The sequence below is a fragment of the Sinomonas mesophila genome, from assembly GCF_001999765.1.
In the GTDB taxonomy this organism is placed as follows: domain Bacteria; phylum Actinomycetota; class Actinomycetes; order Actinomycetales; family Micrococcaceae; genus Sinomonas; species Sinomonas mesophila.
Genome location: NZ_KV908322.1, coordinates 225,661 through 250,953, shown reverse-complemented (window position 1 = coordinate 250,953; position 25,293 = coordinate 225,661). Strand labels below are relative to the sequence as shown.

The following is a 25,293-nucleotide window of genomic DNA, read 5'->3' as shown; positions in this document are numbered from 1 at the left end:
AGGCATTACCCCCGGGACGCACCGCTGACACGGGATGCTGCACGCGGGGGCGGCGCGGGCTCAGTTCTTGCCGCGCCCAGGCTTCGTCGTGACGGGCTCCGGCGACGGTGTCGGCTCGGGAGTCGGCTCCGGCGCGGGGCTGGGCTCACTCGTCGTCACGCTCGAGCCCGAGGGCGACGTCGTCGAGGTCGAACTCGTCGACGTCGAGGTGGAACTTGTTGAGGTTGTTGTGGAACTTGTTGAGGTTGTGGTTGTCGTCTGCGGCTCTGATTGTGACGCTGTACCCGGCGGGGTATACCCGTCGGTACGGACGCGCACCGAGTCGTACGTCGCTGAACCCGCGGCGACAACGAGCCCGAGTCGCCCGTCGGCGAGCGCCGAGTTGTAGGCGCGCGAGAGGATGAACTCGCCGTTGAGCATGAGCGAGACCGACGCGCCCTTGATCGTGACGAGCATGGTGTGCTTCGTGCCGGCGGTGAGCGTGCGGCTCACTCGCTCGTCGACCACGGTCGCGCCGCCGATGACGTGGCCGAAGATCACGGCCTGCGCGGCGAGGTCGAGGACGATGAACTTGTAGTCGGTGGCGCTGTAGTAGTCGTACGCGACTCCGGCGCGGGCACCGGCGGCGAGCGTCAGGACGGCGGTGAACTCCAGGTACGCGTTGGCGTCGATGGCGGTGCCGAGGTCGACCAGCGAGATCGCCGGGGCACCGGTGTTCGCCGTGCCGGTGAGCGTGCCCGATCCCGGAGTCCACGTGCCGCGCACGACGCCGCCCGCGACGCCCGGTCCCGACGTGAACTCCTCCGTCACGTCCAGCGTGATCGTGGGTGGCAGCACCTGCACCGAGATGTTGTCGAACCGACCGCGCGCACTGTTCGAGCCGACGCCGACGAAGCCCTTGTTGAGGCCGACCGCGACCCCGTCGATGATGCGCGGGGCGAAGGTATGCGTGAAGGCGGCGACGCCGTCGAGCACGACCGTCACGGTGGTGCCGTTGACCGCCACCTTCATGCCGTACCACTCGTTGTACTTGACGCCGCCCGAGATCGACGACTGCACGTCGACCCACCAGCCCGAGGCCGTGCGGCGGCCGATCACGAGCTTGTTCGTCGACTGGTCGACGCCTGCGAACGTGAAGTCGGTCGGCGAGAAGTAGTCGAAAATGACGTACGCGTTGGCCTTCCAACCACCGGTGGGCTTGGTCAGGTAGACCTGCGCGTGCAGCTCGTAGTAGATCGGCAGGTACTGGTCGATGTAGTAGACCGCGGTCGCATCGCCGGTCGTCGACGTCGCCGTCACCGTCAGCGCGCCGCCCTGCACCGCGAAGACACCGGAGTCGGCGAAGAACGCGTCGCTGCCGTTCGTGAAGGACGCGGAGCGGAGCACGTCGCGCGCACCTCCGGGCACGTTGCCGGGCTGCGGGTCGCGCGGGCCACCTGTCTGGTCCTGCCAGTAGTCGTCCTGCTGCGTGACGAGGCCGATCTCGCCGTACGGCTCGCCGTTGCGCGGGGCCAGCATGTTGCCGGCGTACTCGACGATCGTGAAGTCCGCGCCCTGCGCGATCGACAGCGCGTAGAGGAAGTCGTACAGGCCCGGCGCGACCTGGCGGCTGACGGTGCCGAGGCCGAACGGCGCGAACGGCACGAGGAAGCTGTTGAACTCGCCGACCCAGTCGATCAGGCGGTCGCCGCCGGTGTTGCCGATCAGCACGTCGAGTCCGGCGCCGCCGTAGGCACGATCCTCGTACGAGACGTTCGTGTCGGGCTGGTCGTTGAGACCGTTGTTCGTGGTGAGCACGTCGTCGACGTTCATGAGGTCGTTGCCCCAGCCGCCCCACAGGGTGTCGCGTCCAGTGCCGCCCACGAGCCAGTCGTTGCCGTGGTCGCCGAAGATCACGTCGTCGCCGTCGGACGTGACGCCGCTGTCGGTACGGCCCTCGAGGTGGCTGAAGTTCAGGAGCCACTCGAAGCCGCCGAGCAGGATCTTCTTCATCGGCGCGTACTCGTCATAGAGGGCGAACTCTCCGGCGGCGACATCGAAGCCGAGCAGCGTGCCGTCGTTGATCGGCCGCGTGAAGTCGCTGCGGATGCGGATGACCTGACCGTTCGTCGCGAAGCCGCCGAACCCGTAGCCCTCGACCAGCGCCTCGGCGCCCGAGATCGCGTCGTCGCCGGAACCGCCGTGGATGAAGTCGCCGTCCCACCCGCCGAAGATGACGTCGTTCGCGTAGACCGCGCGGTAGAGCGTGTCCGTGTACTGGCCGTTGATCGCGAACGGCGTGAGATCGACGCGCTTGGTCAGCTTGCCGTTCGGGTTGATGATCGCGACCTGCACGCGGCCCGGTGTGGTGATCTCGGTCTCGGTCGTCGCGGTCGTCACACCGTTGAGCACCTCGGCGCTGCCGTTGCGGCTGGTGAAGATGCGTCCGTCGTCGCCGAGGATGCCGTCGATGCCGGTGCCGCCCGAGATCCAGTCGTGACCCCAGCCGCCGATGATGTCGTCGTCACCGGAGTCGCCGAAGACGACGTCCTCACCGCGACCCGCGTACACCGTGTCGTCGCCCGACTCGCCGTGGATCTCGTCCGCAACCCCGATGTCGTTGACCGCGCCCGGCGTGTAGTCAGGTCCGCCCTGCGTGTAGTCGAGCAGCGTAACGGCGCGAGGCAGCAGGCGGATCTCGCCGTTCGCGCTGCCGTAGTTGTCGTACGTGAAGGTCAGGAACGCGCCGGCGGTGCTCACGAGGCGGTAGATGTTGCCGTTGTCGCCGACGATGTTGTCGGAGTCGCGGCCGTGGAGGTTGATCGGCTCGTCGTAGTTGCGGCTGATCCGCGTGCCGGAGCCGCCGAACAGCATGTCCGCGTCGTCCGGACGCGCACCGGGAGTCTCGAGCTTGAAGAAGTCGGAGCTGCCGCCGGTGATGTCGTCGCGGCCCAGGTTTCCGAAGATCGTTTCGGCGCCCCCGCCGCCCTCGATGTAGTCGTCGCCGTCGGTCGCCATGCTGTCGGTCGACGCCTGGACCACCAGTACGCCGGTCGCGCGCGACCACCCGACGGCGAGATCGATCGAACCGTCGCCCTGGACGACATCGTCGCCCAGCTGACCGAACATCATGTCGTCGTGCGCGCCGCCGGCGATGTAGTCGTTGTTGTACAGGCCGGCCGGAGTGCTCGACGAGTGGTCCAGGATCGTGATGCCGAAGTCGCTCCAGGCGGTGGCGCCGGCCGGGTTGTTCCGCGCCAAGAGCGAGATCAGCGCATCGCCGGCGGAGTAGCCGCCGGTGGTGCTGTAGATCTGGCCGCCGGTGAGCGTCTGGAAGCGCGGGCTCGTGTGGTTGCCGAAGCGGTTCGTGCGGTCGAGCGAGACGTTGTCGCCGAAGATGAGGTCCTGATCGCTGCCGCCGTCGAGGCGATCCCACGAGGTGAGCAGCCCGGTGCCGGTGCCGCCGATCAGGATGTCCTGCCCGGCCTCGCCCCGCAGTTCGTCGTCGCCGCCGATACCCGGGTCGATCACCGCGATCTTGAGCACCTGCAGTGCGCCGCCGGCGACGGCGAGGACCATCTCGCCGTGGTCGCCGACCACGATGTCGTTCCCGGCTCCTGCGCGAACGCTGTCGTTCGCCGCACCGCCGATGATGAGGTCGACGCCCGAACCCGAGACGATCGTGTCGTTGCCGCCGATGGTGGGCGAGGTCGTCGTCAGTGTGCCGGTCGGGAGCGGCACCGCACCCCAGACCGGCGCCGCTGAGCCGGTGGCCTCGAAGCGCCCGTTGTCGCCGAGCACGACGTTGCGGCCGTCCGAGACGGTGATGGTGTCGCCGCCCGCGCCGCCGATGACCAGATCGTCGGCGCGGCCGGTCGTGATCACGTCGGCCCCGCCGTGGTTCGGATCGATGGACTCGACGATGTCGAGGTCGTCGGGCGCGGCATCCTTGCTCACCCAGTCGATGCGCCCGTGGTCGCCGAAGACGATCGCTGAGCCATCCGAAACCTGGGCCGTCTCACCGCGGTTGGTGGTGATGGTGTCGCCCGCGGCGCCAGCCAGGACGATGTCGGAGCCGATGCCCATGGTGATGACGTCCGCTCCGCCGATCGTCGGGTCGACCGTCCACACGTAGCCGACTGGGCTCGCGACACCCGTTGTGACGTCGTCCACACCGCCGTTGCCGCTCTGCGCGATGACCGCGCCCGAGGCATCCACCCACTGCACCCGGCCACGGTCGCTGAAGACGATGTCGCCGCCGGTGCCGCCGTGGATGGTGTCGGCGCCGATGCCGCCGAAGATCACCAGCGGCAGGGACGAGGTGTTCCCGTTGACGGTGTCGTCGTCGGTGACGCCGATCGGCAGGATGGCGCCGGTCTGCGGCATGGTGAACGTCTGCGTCGCCGAGCGAGTCACCTCGACCACGACGTGCGCCGCGATGCCGCCGCGCTGCGCGGGTGCCGCGAACGCGAGGACGCTGCTGGACTGCGTGATCTCGGAGGCGTCGAGAAGCCGGCCGTTGACCCAGACGCGGTAGCCCGCGACAGCGCCGCTGCCGCCGAGGCCGGCAAGGTCGTACGAGCCGGCCGACACGACCGTCCACGACGTGAGATGCAGGGTCACGGTGACGACCTCGCCCGGGACCAGCGAATCGAACAGGCCGATCGTGTCGAGCTCGGACGAGACCACGTAGCGGCCGGCGGAGACCAGCGTGCCGTTTCGGCGGACCTCGACCACGAGGTCGGGGCGCACCGGCTCGTCGCCGTCGTCGAGGTGGGCGCCGCCGGCACCGAGGTCGAGCACGTTGTCGTTGGGGCCCTGCGTGTTGAGGACGAAGAACTCGTCCTCGCTCGCCTGCAGGTCCACGGTGACGGTGTCGTTGCCGAGTCCGGTGTTGAGCCACGTGGTCGTGCGCACTCCGGAGCGGACGTGCGTGCCGTCGATGCGGATCGTGTCGGCGTAGCCGCCCGTCCAGATGCGGATGCCGTCGGCGAAGGTGCCGTCGGCGGCGGCACGCCACGAGATGCCGGCCTGCGACAGGCCGGTGACGAAGATCTCGCCGGCGGTCGAGAGGTTGGCGCCTACCGCTCGCGCGGCGGACGCGACGTCGGTGATGAGCACGCTCGGGTCGCCGGCGCCTGCACCCTCGTCGCTCACCAGGAGCGTGTGGCGTCCCGAACCGAGGTCGAGGTTGAGCGTGCCGTCGATGTCGTCGAGGTCGCCCGCGAGGAACTGCGGCTTGTCGCTCCAGGCGACGTCCGCCAGCGAAGAAATGTAGAGGCGGTCGTCACCGTTTCCGAACGAGATGTTGGTGACCGGCAGGGTGCCGCGCACGTTGAGCACGTCGGTGCCAGAGCCGAGCGCGAGGTTGAGGGTCTCGAGGCCGTGGTACCGGATGCCCGACATACTGCCGACGTCGGTCGCGGCATCCGCTGCGCTCGCTCCCAATGCAGAGAGCTGGATCGAGATCGGCGTGGCGGGGTCCTCGTTCACCTCGCCGCGGAAGCCGATGAGGTACGTACCGCCGACCAGCCAGACGTAGACGCTCGCGGCGCAGCGCGTGGCGTTCTCTTCACCGCAGCTCATCGACACGCCGGGGTCGGCGCCGAGCGTCGTCGGGAAGAGAAGCTTCTGAAGCGCGAAGCGCACCGCCTCGGCCGACGTTCCCGCGGCGAAGGTGACCGCACCGATGCCGGTGGCAAGACCGCCTTGCACCTGCGCCAGCAGGATCGCCAACGAGCCGCCGCGCGGTGTGACAGAGTAGAGGCGGTCGAGCGGTCGGCCGAGCTCGTCGAGGGCGGCGCGCGGCGTCACGTCGAGGCCGGTCAGGGTGTCCTGCGTCAGCCAGCCGAGGTTGTTGGTCGTGTCGCCAGAGTCGATGACGTTGGCGACGTCGGCGCCGGCTCCGCCGACCAGGACGAGGAGTCCGGCGAGCAGGTCGAGGCGCGCGTCGGAGGAGCCCACGGTGAAGGTGTCGTCACCCTCGCCGCCGAGGACACGGGTGTGGCCGTCGATAGTGCGGACGATGATCGCGTCCTTGCCGCGGCCGGCGTCGATCGTGGTCGTGCCGGCGTGCGTCGTCTCGACCACGAACGTCTCGTCGCCGTAGCCGAGGAGGATCGTGAGGTCTTCGAACTGCGCGTAGCGGATTCCGCCGAGGACCGGGCGGCCGGCGAGCGAGTAGTCCGGCGCCATGCCGAAGCCCGTGATGCTCTCACGCGTGAGCACGCCCGAGTCGTTCGCGGGGCTGTCCTCGTTGTGGATCACGAGCGTGTCGACCTGCGCTGCCTCGATCGCCTGACCCGACGAGGCGGTGACGGGGTCGGGGTGGCCCGAGCTCTCGTCCGGAAGCAGGATCGGCAGGTAGGCGTCGAGCTCGAGCTGGACCGGCGGGTTCGGGTCGTCGCCGCCCGACACGTACAGCGGGCCCTGGATGAGGTGCAGGCGCCGCGATGCGTCCGCGAACTCCTGGACGTCGCCGCCGTCGATGATGCCGTCGTCGATCGCCCGGATGACGACGGTACGGTCGGTCGCCCAATTCGCCGCGGTGAACGCGAGGGCGAGGTCGGCGACCCACGCCGAGCCGTTCCAGAACTCGAGCTGGCGCTGGTGGCAGCCGTTCGGCAGGCCGCAGTCTGGGCCGCCCATGTCGAGGGTGAACGAGGCGATCGCGCTGACCTTGACGGTGACCGTCTCACCGGCCGCGGGTGCCATCGTGAGGCGCACGGTGTAGGCGGCCTGTGCGCCGAACTGCGAAGCGGTCGCGCCCTCGACCAGGCGGATGTCGCCGCCGACCGGCGTGACGACCACTCCGGCGGTGTCGGCGTCGTGGACGAGGACGCTGACACGCGACACCAGCGCGCCGGCGAGCTCGGCGACGTAGACCTGCGTGGTGCCAAGGACGAAGGCGCTCGAGCCCCACGGGTCGGTGACGGTGATCGTCGTCGCAGTGTTCGAGGCGATCGCGCGGTAGGTCGCGGTGCCGTTGGCGCCGACGATGCGCAGCAGCGCGCCCGCGAGCCCGCCGTCGGCGGTCGGGAGCGTGACACCGGTGAGAGTCACCGTCAGGCGGTCGGGCGTGATGGCCGAGACGGTGCCGACGAGTTCGTTCGTCGTGACGGGGGCGGTGTAGCCGGTGATGACGAAGGAGGCTCCGGTGGCCGGGACGACGTCCCACTCCCCCTCGATCTCGATGGTCATGCCGGTGTTGTTCCAGATGCGCCGCACCTGGCCTGCTCCGGCACCGCTCGTGATGCGGATGAGGTGGCCCTTCAGCGCGCCCGCCGCGACGGGGCCGCCGGCGGTGACGCCGAATGCGAACTCGTTCGCGAGCCCGCCCGAACCGGTCACCGTGCCGCTGACAAGATCGCGCGACGTGATCACCGCGGTGATCGCCTGCACGTGCTGGCCCTCGACGATCGAGTCGTCGATCGCACGCACGTGCACCGTCTGAGCACCGGCGACGGCGAAGGTGAGCGTCAGTGCGGTGGACCACGTCGTGCCGTTGGTCGAGATCAGGAGTCCGGTCGGCGCCGTGACGAGGACGGTGACCGGGCCGCGCGGCATCGAGACGATCCGCACCTCGTACTGTGCGGTGGTGCCGCCGGTGCCGGCGGCGTCCACCGGCTCGATGACGCGGATGCCGCCGTCGGGCAGAACCACCGGGACCTCGGGCGCCTCGTCGTCGAGCACCCGGGCGAATGTGGTGGCGACGAGCGCACCCGCGTAGGCGCCGCCGGTGACGATCGCGTCGATGGGAGCGAACCACGCGCCCTCTGCCGCGAGGTCGTTGATCGCGCGGACCCGGACGGTGCGCTGCGCCGTGTCGCCCGCGGCGAAGTTCAGCGTGACCGAGGTCTGCCAAGTGGCGCCGCCGTCGACCGAGAGCTCGAGATAGCGGACGCGGCTGGTGGAGGTCGGGTCGATCGCGGGCGCGACGAGCGTCACCTGCACCGCGGTCGCCGGGGAGCGCGTCAGGCGGACCGTCACCTCGCCGTACGCGGCGGCGCCCTCGGTGAGCACGAGCGAGCCGCCGACCGGCGCGACGACCACCGTGGGCTCGTCGTTGTCCATGATCTCGGTCGCGATGCCGTCGACGCGAAGCAGCGCCCACAGGGCGTTGCCGACGGTGCTCTCGACCTCGTGGCGGATGAGGCCGGTGTGTCCGAGGAGGTCGTCAGCCTGGACCGCCGGCGCGGCGCTGCCCACCTCGACGCGGTCGGAGCCGAGCCCGCCGAAGATCGACAGCTCGACGGCCGGGTTGGTCGACAGGACGTGGAAGACGTCGTCGCCCTCCATGCCGTAGATCGAGACCTTCTCGGCGTTCGTGTACCGGATGACGCGTCCGGCGCCATAGACGCCGTTCGCGGTGATGACGAAGGTGTCGCCGAACTCGGTGCCGATGATGACGACGAGGTCGTAGCCCGAGCCGCCGTCGACGTTCACCGGGGCGTTCGAGGCGTACTGGATGAAGTTGCGGCCCTCGCCGGCGTTGAGCGCGGTGAGCTCGGACTCGCCCACGAACGAGCGGATGACGAACGTGTCGTCGCCGGCGTCGCCGTAGAGGTTGAGCGTCGCGACGTTGCGGAAGACCTCGAAGACGTCGTCGCCGGTGCCGCCGTAGACGGATGCCGTGTACGAGACGCCGCGGGTCAGATCGCCGCGCGTCGAGGCGAAGAAGGATGCCGCCGGGAACTCCGCGTCGGGCGTGTAGGCCGTGTACAGCTGGCCGAAGCGGAACCGGTCGTTGCCCGAGTCGCCGTTCACCGTCACGACCGACGCCGTGTCGTCGAACGCGAAGGTGTCGTCGCCGGCGAGGCCGTTGACCACGACGCCGCCGGTCATCTCCTGGCCGTACGTCACCTTCTCGGCCGCGCCGAACTGACCCGACGTGGCGCCGGGGGCCGACAGCTGCGCGATGAGGGCGCGAGTGGCGTTGCGGCGGAAGAGGAAGGTGTCGTTGAGCTCGGAGCCGTTCACGACGAGCACGTTGGTCCCGCCGTCGGCGACGTCGAGCGTGTTGATGCGGCTGCTGCCGACGCCGAACAGGTCGATGAGGTAAAAGTCGGAGTTCGCGCCGCCGTCGAGGTTCAGCACCTGGCCGTTCATCGCGTTGACGCCGACCGGCCCGGCTACCGCGTTGACGACCAGCCAGTCGTCTCCGCCCTGGCCCTCGATCGTCGTGGTGCCGGACAGCGCCTCGACGAACACGCGGTCGTTTCCGGCCGCCGCGTGGACGAGCGTCGCGCCGGCATGGGTCGAGTCGACGTTGAGGACGTCGGAGCCGGAGCCCAGCGTGATGTCGAGGGTCTCGAACGCGCCGTAGCCGATGCGGCCGCTCGTCTCAGCGAGCACGCCCGTCGTGACCGTGCCGCCGCCCGCCGCGGCGAGCTCGTGGCCTGCGACCGGCGTGAGCGAGATCGTGCGCGTCCAGCCGGCGGCGCCCGCGAGCGCTCCGGTCCAGGCGATCGTCCAGCGCCCGCCCGCCTTCGTCACCACGAGGTTGCCCACGCCGACCTTCGCCTCGAGAGCCGCGTGCACCTGGGCGGCGGTCGCATCGAAGGCGAGTTGGGCGGTGGTGCCGAGCCCGGCGATCGTGAGGGCGAAGCGGCCGTCCACGGCACCGAGCACGGTCACGACCTGCACGAGGCTCGGCGTGGGCGAGCCGCCGGTCATTCCGAGGCCCGAGACCGAGGTGCCCGTGACCACGCCGATCCGGTCGAGCGCGGTGGCCGCGTCGTCGAGGTAGAGGATGTCGGTGCCGTCGCCGCCGGTGAGCGTCAGCGGCGCGGCGATGCCGGTGAGGGTGCCGTTCATGCCGGTGAGCGTCGAGCTCACCCGGACGGTGTCATTGCCGGCGCCGGTGCTCACCGTGGTGATGCCGGCGACCGACCGCACGGTGACCGTGTCGGCGCCGTCGTTCGTCGTGACGGCGGTCGTCGCGGAGTGCGTCGAGTGGATCGTGAACGTGTCGCCGCCCGAGCCGAGGTCGGTCGTCAGCAGCTCGAAGGACGTGTAGTGGATGCCGGTGCCCATGCCGAGCCCCGTGAGCCACTCGAAGGTGAGGTCGCCGGTGTTCGCGGCGGTGTCGCCGGTGTCGTCGACGGCGAGGAAGTCGTTTCCGGGGATCGCGTTCGGGCCCGAGCCGCCGTCGACCCGCAGCAGGGCACCGATCGCGTTGACGTCGCCGGCGGTGTTGGTCCACGTCGAGTTCGTCGTGCCCGCGCCCGCAGCGTTCGAGCCGACGGCGATGCGGTCGGTGTGCTCGCCGGTGAAGATGCGGTGCTCGACCTGGATGGCGCGCACGGCGATACGGTCACCGCCCGCGAGCGCGCGGATGTCGACGGTCTCGACGCCCGCGTGGGTGATCGTGCCGAGTGTGGTCTCGGCGCCCGCGCCGCTGAAGCCGACGCGGCGGATGCGGTTCGCCTGCGTCCCCGCGGCCGGCGAGGCCACGACGTCGATGATCAGGTCGTCGGGCGCCGCGGTGCCCCACACCTGCAGATTGTCGCCTGCACCCGACAGGTCGTTCACGTGGACGGCCATGCCGGTCGAGCGCGCCAGTTCGATGCGGACGACGTCGGCGCCGGGTCCGGCGTCGAGGTAGGCGGTGCCGGTCCACGCCTGGGCTTCCCGCTGGGCGCCGGCGACGAGGACCGTGCCGTCGGCGTCGCCCACCAGCATCCACGTGTTCTGCGAACCGGTCGAGGTCAGGCGCCCCACTTCGAAGATGCCGTCCAGGTTCTCGGCGATCGAGCCGGTGCCGAAGTTCGTGCCCACCGCGAGGCCGACGACGAACAGGTTCTCGTAGAGGCCGAAGTCGCCGTTCACGAACGACTCGATGAGCGTGTCGTGGCCTCCCGCGTCGAGGAACGTGTCGCGGCCGAGCCCGCCGGTGACGGTGTCGTCGCCGAGGCCCGAGTCGAGCACGTCGTCGTACGAGGAGCCGACGAGCGTGTCGTCGCCCGTGCCGCCGATGAGCGTCAGCGCGAGGCGGTCGACGGTGATGCCGGAGGCGTTCAGCGTGTCGTTCCCACCGCGTCCGTCGACGATCAGCGAGTCGCCCTGACCGCGCACCGCCCCGTCGATCCACACGGTGTAGCCGTGCGCCGTGGTGCGGACCACCCGCGTGCGGGCGCCGTCGGTGGAGATGGTGAACGCGTCGGCCGCCGTGTCGGAGCCGAGCACCGTGACGAAGTCGGTGCTGCCGGTGCCCACCAGGATCTCGACCGTCTGGATGCCGGAATCCTGACCCGTGATGTCGGAGAGCGTGATCTGGTCGGGTCCGGCGCCCGCGTCGATGACGAGGCTCTCGATGCCGGTGCTCGTGCGGGCGGCGCCGGCGAGCGTGTAGCGGAGGGTGTCCGCCGCCGGGTTCGCGATGGTGAGGATGTCGGCGCTGCCGGTCAGGATCAGCGTGAGCTCATCGGTGCCGGCGCCACCGATGACGACCAGGTCGTCGGGCGAGCTGAAAACCGCCGAGGTCGCGGTGATGGTGTCGTCTTCGTCGCCGCCGTCGTACAGGCGGGCGGGGCCGGACAGTTCATCGGCGCCGTCGCCGCCATAGAGGCGATCGGACGCGCTGCCGCCGAACAGCCTGTCGGCACCGCCGTCCCCGTTCAGCGTCACGATGCCGCTGCCGATGTGGCGCAGGATGTCGGCGCCCTCGCCGCCGTTGAGGGTGGCGCTGCCGGCGCCGTCCACGGTGATGGTGTCGTCGCCGTCGCCGCCGCTGAGCGAGCTTCCGGAGCCGGACCCCTGGAGCAGGATCGTGTCGTTTCCGGTGCCGCCGTCGATAGTGACGGGGATCTGCACGCTCGGGTCGATGACGACGTTGTCGGCGCCGTTGTCGAAGTAGGCGTGGATGCGCTGCACCTTGGCGTAGGTGCGGGTGTGGCCGAACGCGGTGATGCGGATCGTCGCGAGGCCATCGGCGAGTCCGCCGACCTGCTCGATGCGGACGGTCTCGTCGATCGTGCCCGTGGAGACGTTGCGCGCGGCGCGCTGGGCCGCCGCGCCGACGTTGAGGTGCAGATCGCGGTCGGTGGTCTTCCACTCGCGCAGGTCGCGGTAGGGGTCGTCGTGTCCGGTGGTCCCGTTGCTCGCGAGGTACGGCACGACCGGGAACCGCACGGTGCCGATCTCGAAGGTGTCGCTGCGCGAGTACCACGAGCCGAGCACCTTGAACCGCACGGTCACGCGGAACTCCAGCGGCACGTTGCCGTTCGAGTCGGCGTTGCGCGAGTCGGCGCTGACCGAGAGGTCCAGGCCGACGCCGAGCGTGATCTCGAACAGCTTGAAGTCGAAGTACACCTCCACGCTGGCCCCGCCGCCGATGAAGAGGGTGTACCAGATGATGCCATCGCTCTCGTTCTTCAGGAACGAGATCTCGAGGTGGAAGTCACCGCGGATGCCCATGAAGTCGCCGCCGAGCTGCATGTGGCCGCGGAGGTCCAGCGAGAAGTTGCCCTCGGAGTTCAGGAACACCGAGCCCGACAGGTCGAAGATGAAGAGGTCGATGCTCGCGTACGCGTCGAGGTACCAGTCGCCCGCCGAGTAGTCGCTGTCGGTCGCACTGGTCTTGCCGACCTCGATCGTGAAGCCGGCGTCGAAGCTGATGATCTTCAGCAGCGTCACCGAGCCGTTGAGGCTGAGCTTGAAGCCCGGTGCGACGCCGTTCTTGGTCTCGCCGAGGGTGTTGATCCGCAGCGTGCCGTTGGCGGAGAGGCTGAAGATGAACGCGTCGGCGGAGGCGCTGACCGACACCTCCATGACGAAGCCGTTGTCGTAGATGCCCGCGACGCCGTTCGCGTTGAACTTCAGGCCAGCGAGGTCGAACGCGACGCCGAACCCCATCTCGAACGCGCCCGACGCGACGCGGATCTCGGCGTAGCCGGTGCCCCGCGCGAAGCCGAGGAAGTCGATCGAGCCGTCGAGGCGCAGGAGGAAGCCTGGAGCGACGTTCGTCGAGCCGAACACCGCGACGGCGCCCGTCGTGTTGATGGCCAGCACGGCGCTCACCGAGAAGCCGAGCCCGATCTCGCCGCCGAAGCCGGCGTCGAGCGACAGGTCGAGACGGGCGACGAGGCCCTTGTTGTTGATGCGGAAGCCGCTGTCACGGAGCACGACCGAGCCGAACGGCTCGAGCGATGCGCCGCCGTTGACGATCAGGCTGACCTCGTTCGCGCCGATCGTGAGGACCACGTGTCCGTTGATGTCGAGCACGTCCAGCACCCGCAGGTGGCCGTTCATCTCGAGGCGGAAGCCGGCCACGACGCCCAGCGTCTGGTTCTCGACGACGAGTGCGCCGTTCTGACGCTTGAAGTCCTTGAACACCGTCCGGCCGTTGACCGTCTCGGTCTCGACCGCGAAGGTGCGGATCTCGCGAGTCGTCGAGAACGTGTTGATCTCGAGCAGGAACATCCCGTCGAGCTCCAGGCCCGGGATGGAGTCGACGCCGAGCGTCAGCTGCACGCGTCCCACGACGCCGGTCTGCGCTCCGACGTAGACCGCGAGGTTCAGGGCACCGGTCAGCGACCCGAGGTAGGGGATGGTGGTGCCCACCATGCCGTCGACCTTGAAGTAGGCCGTGCCGTTCGGGTCGAAGGCGGCCGTGATGCCGACGAAGCCGGTCAGCGTGAACACCCCGCCGATCGTGAGCTCCGCCTGGATGCTCGCGACCACGTAGATGCTGCCGCCGGGAGGGGCGCTCGGGTCGGGCTGGCCGTCGATGCCGGGCGCCGACTTCGGGATGTAGAACACCGGCGACTGCCCCGGCAGCAGGAGCGGCAGGAAGGCGTTCGGCACGACGAACGTCTGATCGGCGAGCGTCGTGTTGAAGATCACGTTGACCGAGCCGGTCGCGGAGAAGAGCGAGCCCACATCCGGCAGGCCGATGCCGACGCCGGTGGCGACGCGGATGCTGCCGGCGACGCCTGGGATGGCGCCGTTGTCGGTCATCATCATCACGCCGGTGACCGAGCCGTACTCGAGGCGGGCGGAGCCCGACCCGAACGACAGCTGCCCGGTGAGGAAGAGCTCCATCGAGGGCGTCGGCGGGTTGGCCGAGATGTTGAGGTACAGGCCGCCCTGGATGCGCATCAGCTCGGTGCCTGCGGGAGCGACGATCGCCTGGCCGACGATCTGGAAGCCGAAGCTGAACGGCTGCAGGACGAACCTCTCGGTCAGGTCGGTGCCGCCGGGGCCGACGCCCTTGAGGGTCAGCGTCTCGGTCTTGACCTCGTTGGTGAGGTTGATCCGCAGCTGCGCCGAGCCGCTCAGGTGCAGTCCGTACTGCTCGAGCGCCTCGAAGTTGGTCTCGATCGAGGCCACACCCCAGAACTGCGGGACGGGGTGCATCGGGTTCGTGGACTCGTCGCCGACGAGGAGCACGAACCGGCCGGACGTGGCGCCCAAGGTGCCGAGGCCGTAGACGTCGATCTGACCGGCGAAGGTGAGAATGAATAGCTTGCGGTTGGTGTCGATCTCGAGGATGACCTCGGCGTGGATGTGCATCAGCGGCTCGTCGAGGAAGTCCCCGGCCTGGAGCTTGATGCCGCCCGACAGCTCGATGAAGAACGACGTGCCCTGCTCGATGAGGCGGAAGCTCTGGCTGCCGCCCGCCGACAGGTTACCCGCGGTGTCGGACCAGGCGCCCGGTGCGAACGTCACGGTCACGGTGCCGGCGGTGAGCGCGGTGTCGAGTCGGTAGGTGTAGCGCGCGATACCGTCCGCGTAAAGTACGCCGAGGTACTGGAGCGCCTCGGTACCGCCGCCGGCGAAGCTGAGGTCGTTAGCACCGAGCAAGTTCGCGTCGACCCGCGCGCCGGCGGTCGGGGTGAGCCGAACGCCGACCCACGTTCGGGGCTTGATGGTGCCTTCGCTCAGGTCGAGCTCGGCGGTCGCCGCGCCGGCGTGCGTCGCGGCGGCGAACGGGGTGCCCGTCTCGTTCAGCCAGCTGCCATCGATGAAGCTGATGACGAGGTCGCCGCCGACGTGTCCCGAGAAGAAGTAGCGGTAGGTGCTGCCGCTCACGAGCATCGCGGATCCGATGACGACGAGGTCCACACCGCCGGCGGTGATCTTGATCTCTGCGCCCGCGTCGGTGATCGACGCCCGGTCGATGCCCGCGCCGCCGAAGTCGGTGAACGTGATGTCGACCCAGCCGCGGCCGCCGAGGTCCTTCGCGTCGAGCACCGAGCCGGCCGTGGGGTCGTTCAGCGATGACGTCGGGGCGGTGAGGGTCAGCGTCTCGGTCTCGGTCGAGTTGAGACGGCCTGCGATGTCGGCGAAGCGGCCCGCAAGGAACGTGATCGTGTACGCGCCGGCGGCGAGGTTCGCGGTGAAGGCGTAGCGGTAGATGTCGCTCGTGCCGACACGGACCGGGGCGGAGAGGGCGATCAGGTTGCCCGCAGCATCGCGGAACTCGATCTCATCGCCGTTGATGGTCGAGTGGTCGATCGCGAAGCCGGCCGAGCCGCGGAAGCGGATCTCGAGGTACTTGAGTGCGTTGAGGAGGTCGCGGCCGATGCTCGAGCCCGAGAGCCCGATGGTGGCCGACTCATCCTTGTCGCTGGTGCCGGCGTCGTCGGGCACGGAGCGGACGACGTCGGCCGTCGCGCCAACGACCTGGAAGGACTGGGTCAGGGTGACGACCGCTCCGGCGGGCGGCGCGCGCGCCGGGGTGACGCCGAACTTGGTCAGGTCGAAGATGACGTCCACGCGGCCGGGGGCGAAGGCGCCCTTCAGCAGGTAGCGCCACGTGTTGCCGCTCAGCTGCACCCACCCGACGATCTGCACGCCGTTCGCGCCGGGGCCCGCGAGGGTGAACTCGTCACCGGTGATGGTGTCGAAGTCGATCTGGTAGGTCGTGCCGCCGATGGACGCCGGCGGGATGAACGTCACGTCGAGGTACGTCATCTGACGGTCGTCGGCCGTCAGCGGCAGCGGCACCGCGACCGCTGGGCGCGTGCCGGCGTCGGGCTGCGGACCGGCGTACGCGGTGGTGCCGTCGAGCTGCGTGTAGGTCCACGCGCCCGCTCCCTCGAATGTCACCGTGACGATGTCGCCGGCGAGCAGCTCGCCCGACAGCTGGTAGCGGACCCACAGCACGCCGTCGGCAGACACCAGGATGGACGCCGCTCCGACGGCGATCGTCACCGGCGAACCGCCGCGCATGACCGTGATGGTGAATTCGGCCTCGGGGTCGGTGATCGACCCCTCGTTGATGAGGAGACCCGTCGGGACCGCGAACGGAATGTCGATGAACGTGCGGCCCGGTGCAGTGAACGGCGCGTCGGCTACGGGCTGCGCGGTGTTCGCGAAGCCCAGGGCGAGAGCGCCCAGGGTGACACCGGAAGTCGAGGCGTCGGCATCCGCTCGTTCGACGATCACCGGGACGATGAACTCGCCAGCGCCGAGACCCACGGTGATCGGCTTGGTGTTGTCGCGGACGACGGTCCAGTCACCGACCGCCGTGGTGAACACCAGCGCGTCGAGGCGGGCGATGATGGACGCCACGTCGAGGTCGAACCCCGCATCAAAGCCGGCGGCCGTGGCGCTCGGGACGGTGACGACGAGGTTCTGCGCCCATACGAGGTCCGGTCCGGCCGCCGCCAGGTTCGGCGCGGTCGGCGTGACCGACTTCAGGTACGACCACGTGCCCGGCAGGCGCGTGAGCGTGACCTGCAGGCCGGCGTCGTACTGACCGGTGAGCCAGAAGCGGAAGCGCAGCGTGCCGTCCGGGGCGCCGGTGATCTGGAGCGGCGCGCGCGTGCTGTCGAGCGCGATCGTGCCGAGCCCCTCGCCATACAGCTCGAATTCGGCCGCCAGGTCAAGGATCGACGCAGGGTCGAGCGAGGCGCCGTTCACGAGGGCGTCGAAGTCGACGTCGATGTAGACGGTCGGGGTGACGGTCAGCACCTGCGCCGGCTGTGTGCCCGCCGTGACGGTGCCGCGGAAGCCGAGTGGGCTCGCGGTGAGCGCCCCCGTGAGGGCGCCGGCCGAGCCGAACGCCGCGACGACGACCGGGATGCGGAACTCCCCGGGGATCTCGGTCGCCGTGATGGGGACCGTCGTGTCGACGGTGAGGGCCCACGTTCCGCCGCCGAAGGTGAGTCCGGTGAGGCGCTTGATCACGGAGTCGGCGTCGACCGTGAAGCCGGCCGGCACCCCGGCGAAGCCGCCGATGCCGCCGCCCGGGAAGCGGACGCCGACCGTCGTGCGCACCGAGCCGCTGCCGCCGACCGGCGCCTCGGGGGCGTCGGTGATGGCGACCGGGCCCGTGACGGTGAAGAGGTACGACCAGCTGCCCGAGAGGAACGTGAGGCTCACGGCGCCCGTGTTCGCGAACCGCCCGGTCAGCCAGTAGCGATAGGTCATGCTCGTCGCGGTCGTCGAGACGAGCTGCGGCGCCTGCGTGCCGTCGATCTGGATCGTGCCGAGGCCGGGGCCGGACAGTTGGAACTCGGCGGCGAGGTCGGTGATCGAGGCCGGGTCGATCGTGAAGAGCGTCGGCTTCGTGAACGTCACGGTGATCCACGCGCGGCCGTTGACGACGTTGACGTCCACCGAGGCGCCGGGCGTCGGGTTCGTCACCGTCGCGCTGACGCCGGTCACGGTGAAGGCGAGCGTCGTCGCGGCGCTGCTCGCGCCGGAGGTCGTGCCCGCCTCGGTGGTGAGGTCGGCGTTCTTCGCGGCGCCCGCGGCGAAGCGCAGCTCCCAGCGCCCGATCGCCAGCTCGGCGGTGCCGATCGCGTAGCGGAAGCGCGTGGTGCCCGCGATCCGCACCGCGGCCTCGAGCAGGTCGCCGCCGGTGGTGTGGTCGGCGACCTTGAGGACGTCGACTCGGTCAACGTCGAGCATGTAGTACGCGCCGTTCGCGTCTGTCAGCAGCTCGACGAACTTCATGCCGCCGGGCGTCGTCACGGCGACGATCGGCACGGGCTTCACCGTGATGGTCGCGCGGGCAGTCGTCTCGGTGCCGTACCAGAGCGTGAAGCCGGTGCGGTTCGGCCCGAGGATGCGGGCGAGGTCCAGGCTCGCGCCGGCGGCCGGCGTGTACGTCACGTCGACGTACTTGGTCGAGCCGGCGGCGCCGTTCACGACACCCACGTCCACCGTGCCGCCGTTCGTAGTCGGCGCGCCCAGGTCGATGACGGGCGGCGTGCCGGTCGCGATCGGGTCGAGGCCCTCGACGACGTCGAAGGTGACCTCGTTGCCGGACGAGTTGCGGAAGCCCATCTTGAGCTTCCCGTACAGCGTGAGCAGGCGCACCTGGTCGGGGAAGTCGGCGAGGAACAGGATCACGACGTTGCCGGTCGACACCTTCGACAGGTCGGCGTAGAGGCGCCCGCTGATCGAGACGTTGTTGTCGGCGAAGTTGAGCGTGCCGACGATGAGGATCTTGCCGTCGGTCGAGATCTTGAGGATCACCTGGCCGTTGAAGACGGCCTGCGATGTGTAGATCGAGTAGATGCGCGCGGATCCGGTGATCACCATCGGGGCGGTGAACGCCGCGGCGAACCCGCTCTGTCCAGGGGTCTGCGAGATCGTCTTCGCCTGCAGCGCCACCTGCTGCTGCAGTTGGAGCAGCCACTGGTCGGCGGTCACGACCGTCGGCAGCTGGAACGCCGAGGAGCGCAGCGCGAAGGGATCCTCGATCGAGGGCAGCGTCTTGAAGAACTCCACGCCACCGGCGAAGTCGTTGATCGTGAGGCCCGAGTTCGGCTCGAGCAGGATGCCGCCCGGCACGTTCACGCTGAGGAAGACCTGCAGCGGGCCGAGCTCCGACAGGCCGATCCGGATGCCGAACCCGGCGAGTCCGGCGATCGAGATCGTGCCCTCGAGACCGAGGTAGAAGACGCGCTGGTGCACGGGGGTCGTCGTGTCGAAGACGCCGATGATGTTGTACTCCGAGTCCAGCTTCATGATGCCGCCGACGAGTCCGGCCGACACCTCGCCGCCGAACATCTTGCCCTTGACGGTGACGCCCAGTGCGTCGATGCCGATGATCGGGAACTTGCCCTCGATCAGCAGCGACGGCTTGATGCGGATGCCCTGGATCGACCCGGTGATCTGCAGGCCGGACAGGCCCTGGATGCCGGTGACGCTCGCCGACAGGATCAGCTCGAAGTCACCCGGCGCGCGCTCGACGTCGGCCCACTGGATGCCGATCGCATCGATGCGCACGGGGAGGAAGCTCGGCCACTTGAACGAGTCGCCCGTCGCCGAGCCCACCGACAGGAAGACGCCGAAGCCGCTCAGCGCCTTGAAGTCGCCGTCGCCGGTGATGGCGAAGTTGCGTCCCTCACCCGCGAGGACGAGCGAGCCGATGGTCACCTTGGCCCCGACCGCCTGGAACCGGACCATGTAGTCCGAGCCCCTGGCGCCGGTGTCGAGGCGGAAGTCGCGCGCGGTGAGCGTGACGTACGTGCCGATGCGGATCTCGAGCGTGTCGACGGTCAGCTGGAACGCCTGCACCTTGCCGCCCGCGAAGCTCAGCGCGATGCGGAACGCCTCGTCGTCCATCGTGCCGTCGGGCCGGCGGTCATCGGTGGTGAGCCGGTCGGTGAGGGTCGCGCCGTACGCCTTGCCGGGGAAGAGCTTGGCGCCGCCCGTGGCGATGTAGATCGAGCCGGTGAAGCCGACGGTGGCGCCGTCCGGCGGGAAGCGGACCTCGAGGCCCGAGACGCCGACCCGGATGTCATCGAGTTCGAGGATGCCGCCGAGCGTGATCTTGCGGTCGACCGCCGTGGGCGCGAGCGCGTTGCCGAGGTCGGCGGTGGCGCCCGTGGTGGGAGGCAGCCCGTACGCGAGCTCGGCGGTGCCGAGCTTGAAGCCGCTGCCGTAGATGGTGAGGCCCGGGATGACGCCGACGTCGAGCGCCACATCGTTGTTCGCGGAGATGTTGGAAGCCTTGGCCGGGTCGTACGGGCGGAGCGAGCCTGTGATGCCGAAGGAGGGGAACGTGATCGTGGCGGTGTTGATGCGCACGATCTCCTGATCGAAGGCGCCCTTCGGGTCGTAGGTCACCTTCACGCCGGTCGCCTGCAAGCGGGCGACGTTCGGGATCTGCGCGTCGAGCGCTGCGACCTGGAGGCCCCACTTGCCGGTGAGGCGGATGTCGACGTTTCCGCCCAGGAGCCCGAAGACGTCGACGGCCAGCTCGAACGAACCGCTGAGGCCGATGAGGTCGACCGTGATGCCGGAGCTCGCCTGCGCCGTCGACGGCGCGCCGGTCGTCGGGTTGCCGCCGAAGGCGAGCGACGCGCGCTGGACGCCCAGGATGACGGACAGCACGACCTTGCCGTCGACGAACCCGAAGCCGCCGAGGCCCACGGTCGGCCCCTGCAGCGTCAGCGGCCCGAGGGCGATGGGACCGCCCTCGACGAGCTCACCCGCGAGGCTCGCGGTCACGGCGAGAGTCAGGGACTGGGCGCTGTTGTAGGCGGGAGCTCCGACCGCGCCGCTGGCGACGCGGTTCTCCGCCAGCGTGATGGTGATGCTGCCGGTGCCGCTGAAGAGGCCGAGCGTGTTGTTGCGGTTCCTGTCCTTGAGGAAGTACCGATACGTCACCGACGTGGCGTTGGGGTCGGCTCCGGCGATCAGGAGCGGCGCACCGATGAGCACCGGGACGGCGCCGTTCATCTCGAGGTCGGCGACGAGGCCCGAGATGGTGAACGGAGCCACCGTGCTGTTCTCGATGAGTGACTTGACGATCGGCGCCGCCGCCGCATCCGGCGTCTCCGGCACGGACGTGTAGGTGACGTCGATGTAGCTCTGCGCGTTCAGCTGCGCCTGGTTGATGCTCGCGACCGCGAGGGACGCGACCGGTCCCGGCTTGGGCTTCGCGGCCGTCGGGCGGAAGACGTAGAACACTTCCTGCTCAGCGAGGAGCGGCGCGGGGCTGCCGCCCGCGGTGAGCACTCCGCCGGCGGTGAAGGCGACCGTGACCACCGCGGTCGTGGGCAGCGCCCCCGAGCCGCTGGGCGTCAGCGTGTAGCGCCACGTGTTCGGCTTGCCCGCGACCTTCGTCGGCAGGATGCCGGGCGTCCACGTCTCGTTCGAACCGGCCACCGAGATCGCGAACTCCGGGGGGTTGTCGATGATCGACGCCTCGCTGATCGTGCCGTCCGTGGTGGAGAAGGTGATCTCGATCTCGGTGAGCGTCGCGCCGGTGTAGACCGAGCCGCGGAGCGGCTTGGCGAGGTCCGCGGTCACGACGACGGGTAGCGGCTCGCTCACGGGCGGCTCGACGACGTCGGTCGGCGGGAACAGTGCGAAGTCCGTCACCTTGAACGAGCCGAGCTGGAAGCCCGAGATCGGAGAGATCGAGAAGGTCGCGAAGCCGGCGAGGCTCACGATGTTGGTGCCACCGCTCTTGACCAGCGCGGTCGCGTTCCACAGCGAGATGTCGAGGGCGCCGTTCGGCTGGCGGGTGAGGCGCAGCGTGCCGCCGAGGCGGACGACGTCGCCCGCCGTGATGACGACGCCGGACGCCATGAAGCTGAAGGCGCCGGGAGCTATGGGACCGGACATGCCGCCCATCTCGTCCAGCGTGAAGGTGACCGAGTCGGAGCCGTTGACCTGGAACGACACGTTGCCCGAGATGCCCAGGCCGTCGAGACCGAGCAGCGCCAGCTGACCCGTCGCGCGCATCGCCCAGCCGCCTCCGACGGCCGTGCTGCGCTCGAAGTGCACCTCGGCGTTGCGGATGAGCACGCCGATGGCGTCGGGGTTGAGGCTGCCGTCAGCGAGCTTCGACGGACCCGAGCCGATGAAGATCTCGAGGCCGCTGCCGCGGAAGGTGTTGCCGTTGATGGCGAACTGACCGGCGCGGATCTCGAGGAAGCCGCCGAAATCGAAGCTCAGGTCCTGGACGATGAAGAGGAACGTGTCATCCGTCAGATCCAGGACGAGGTCGGTCTCGCCCATGTCGATCGTCTGCTTGACCTTGACCCCGGTCGTGTTGATCGCGAAGCCGACGCTCGCGTTCAGGTTCTCGCCGGTCGAGACTTTGCCGGTCAGCATGCCCGCGACGCCGCCGGTGGTGGTGATCGTGTCGGGGGTCGTGCTGTCGTCGGTCACGGCGAGGCGCGGGAAGACCACCAGGATGCCGGACGCCTCCTTGAGGCCCGGGTTGTCGGAGCCGATGCTGGCCGTCGACCCGAGGCTCGCGCCCGTGAAGGCGATGCGCGTGACGGCGGTCGAACCCGTTCCGAATCGGTCGAAGGCGATCGCGGCGACATTGAGCTCGACGTCGCCGAAGTCGACCACGACGTTGCTCGCGACGACTCGCACGAACGGGCCCTTGGGCAGCGACAGCACGCGCACGTTCGGCTGCAGCGCGACCTGGTTGCCGTCATCGACCCACTCGACGAGATAGCCGCCCACTTGCGCCGCGACCGTGACCTTGTCGGTGCCGGCCTCGGAGTCGATGAGGGCTTCGATGGCGGCATCCACGACGGCGGCATCTGCCCCCACCGGGATGGCCGCGCTGATCTCGCTCGCCTCGAGCGTGCCGTTGCGGTTCGCATCGAGCGCCAGCGTGAAGGAGCCGGCGGGGACGCCGACCGAGATGCGCTGCACCTCAGCGCGCGACGCGTTGCCGTCGGTGGTCGTGGTGACCGAGACGCCGGCGAACTGGAAGACCTCGTTGACCACGACGCCCTGCGTGCCGCTCTTGATCGTGTTGATCTGGAGCGTGAAGTCGGACTCGACGTCGAACGGCAGTCCGACCACGTCGACCGACCCGGTGACCTCGCCCGCCATGCCGGTGGGCGTGATGATGAAGGCACCGGCGCCGTCCGTCAGGCGGACGCCCACGTCGTCGAGCTCGCCGTCCCCACCCGGGTCGCCGAGGAACAGCTGGACGCCGGTGAACGCGAGACGCACGATCTTCGCGCCGGCGGCCGTCTTCTTCTGCTCGAAGACGGCGACGCCCGCGAGCGTCTGACCGAAGATCGTGAACTCCGCCTCGCGGCCGACGAGGCCGACCTGTACCACGAGCGTGTTCTTCGGCACCGAGATGGTGATGGGCGAGCCGCCGAGCTCGACCTGCCGGCTGACGTCGGCGGTCGTGTTGTTGATGAGGACGATGACGTCGGCGACCACCTCCACATCGGGAAGGACAGCCGGGTTCAACGCGATGCCTGCGACGATCGCGGCCACGATGCCGCTGCGGGTGACGAGGATCGCGCCCTCGTCGATCGTCACCGTCACGTAGGTCTGGGTTCCGTCGCCGAGCTCGAGCTTCACGTCGGCCAGGGCCAGCGTGATCTCGCCGCTCGCGGGATCCTTCGAGAAGGAGAAGTCGCCCGTGAGGCGCTGGCCGGCGACCTCGAGCGTGAGGTCGAGGCCGGCCACGGCCACACCGGGACTGATCGAGACGCCGTCGACGTCCTTCGCGTCGGCGAGCGTGTTGATGCGCACCTCGAGCGTGCCCGAGAAGGTGACGCCGGGGATCAGCAGCTCGACGGTGGCCTGCACGCGGCCCGCGATGCCGGCCTTCTTGTCGCCGATCTTCGGGACGATGTCGAAAGCGCCGGAGCCGTCGCGGACGATGACGATGTCGCGGTCCGGCGTGCCGAGTCGCAGGCCGACGTTGACGAAGCGGATCTTGACGCTCTCGACGTCGTCGCCGCCGCCGAGCGCGCCGTCCGCGCCGAGGGCCGTCGACTTCTCGTACGAGACATCGGCGGTGAGCTGCTGTCCTTCGATGTTCAGCGCGAGCCTGGTGACACCGACCTTCAGGTAGGGGCCGGCCGGGAGCGTCAGGGTCAGCGCCTCGCCGCCGACGATGAACTCCTCGTTCACCGCGACCGGCACGATCTTGCCGCCGACGGTTCGGCGCATGTTGCTGATCTCGACAGCCACAGTGGCGGTGGCGGTGAGGCCCTCGCCGAGGCGGATGGCGGCGGTCGCCGAGATCGACCCGCCGAAGCCTTCGCTCGTCAGCAGCAGCAGCGCCGTCCCGTCGGTGAGGCGCATGCCGATGTCGTCGGTGAAGTCCTCGGCCGTGCCGCCGTCGTCGCCCACGAACATCGCGACCTTGGTCACCGCGATGCGCAGGACCTTCACGTCGTCGGCGGTGCCGGCCTTCCGGTCCGCGCCGGCGCCGGTGACCTGCTCGACCATGAACGTGCCCTCGATGGACTGCCCGAAGACGGTCACCTCGCCCTTCACCTCGACGCGGATGAAGCGGCCCGCCGGAAGCTTGACGGTGAGCGGGCCCGCCGTCGTGTCGACCGGGGTCGGCGCGGTGTTGATCTGCAGCTGCACGTCGAGGCCGGTGCCCAGCGAGAACGGGATGTCCCCGAGCCCGACGAGGTTCACGTTGGCCGAGATGTCGACGGCCATGCCGGCGGAGGTGAGGATGAAGGCGCCCTCGCCGTCGGTCAGGAGCAGCCCCACGTCGTCGCCCGCGCCCGCGCCCTTCGGATCGCCGAGGAACATCGTAACCGCGGTGGCCGTGACCGTGATGACCCGAGCCGTGCCTGCGCCGACCTGCTCGAACGTGAAGTTGCCGCTCAGGCGCTGCCCGGCGATATCGAGCACGAGGCCGGTGACGCCGATCGCGAACTTCTTGCTGCCGACGCGGGTGTCGACCGTCAGCACCATCGTCGCCGAGGCCGAGACACCCGGCACCGTCAGCGCGACCGTTCCCGAAACGGTGCCGTGCATGCCCGGGTTCGCACCGGCCGCCAGCGTGAAGGTCCCGGCTCCGCCGGTGAGGGTGAGGATGTCGCTGCTGCCGTCGCCGATGCGGAGCGACACGTTCTCGAGCACGATCTCGGTGTCCGAGCCGGTGCGCTGGAACGAGAAGTCGCCGCTGAGCGTCTGACCCGCGATCGCGAGGGTGACGCCCTTGCCGCTGACCCGGATGGCGAGGCCGCCCTCGAGGTCGAGGGAGACGGAGCGCGAGCCGAGCGTGATCGATTCGGTGACACGGCCGGTCGACTGGTTCATGGCGACGGCGAAGGAGCCGGCGACGGTGACGCCGTCGGGCAGGAGGGAGCCCAGGTCGAGCGTGCCGCCGAGCTGCATCGCCATGCCCGCGGGCGTCAGGACGATGAGTCCGTCGACGCCCGTGAGGATGGCGGCGTCCGCGGCGGTGCCGAGGTGCACGGCGCCGCCGGCGACCGCGATCACCGTGCGAGTCTGACCCGCGCTGTTGGTCGCCTGCTGGAAGGCCACCGACGCGACGATCGTCACGCCGCCCGTGGCGATCTGGATGCCGTCGCCGACAAGGCGGAGGTACGGCCCGGCTTCGAGGCGCGTGCTCGCGAGGTCCGCGAGGACGACAGCCTGCGTCCC

At 69.6% G+C, this 25,293-nt stretch carries 1 protein-coding gene (only partly in view); it reads right to left on the bottom strand.

What is annotated here, in order from left to right; all coding sequences use genetic code 11:
- Positions 1-60: 60 nt before the first annotated feature.
- A protein-coding gene (locus BV907_RS01045; RefSeq protein WP_175637315.1) for a hypothetical protein crosses the window boundary here: on the bottom strand, positions 61-25,293 show its 3' portion. The gene runs 12,333 nt beyond the window's last position; only the last 25,233 of its 37,566 coding nucleotides appear in the window; the start codon falls outside the window, past its right edge; the stop codon is at positions 61-63.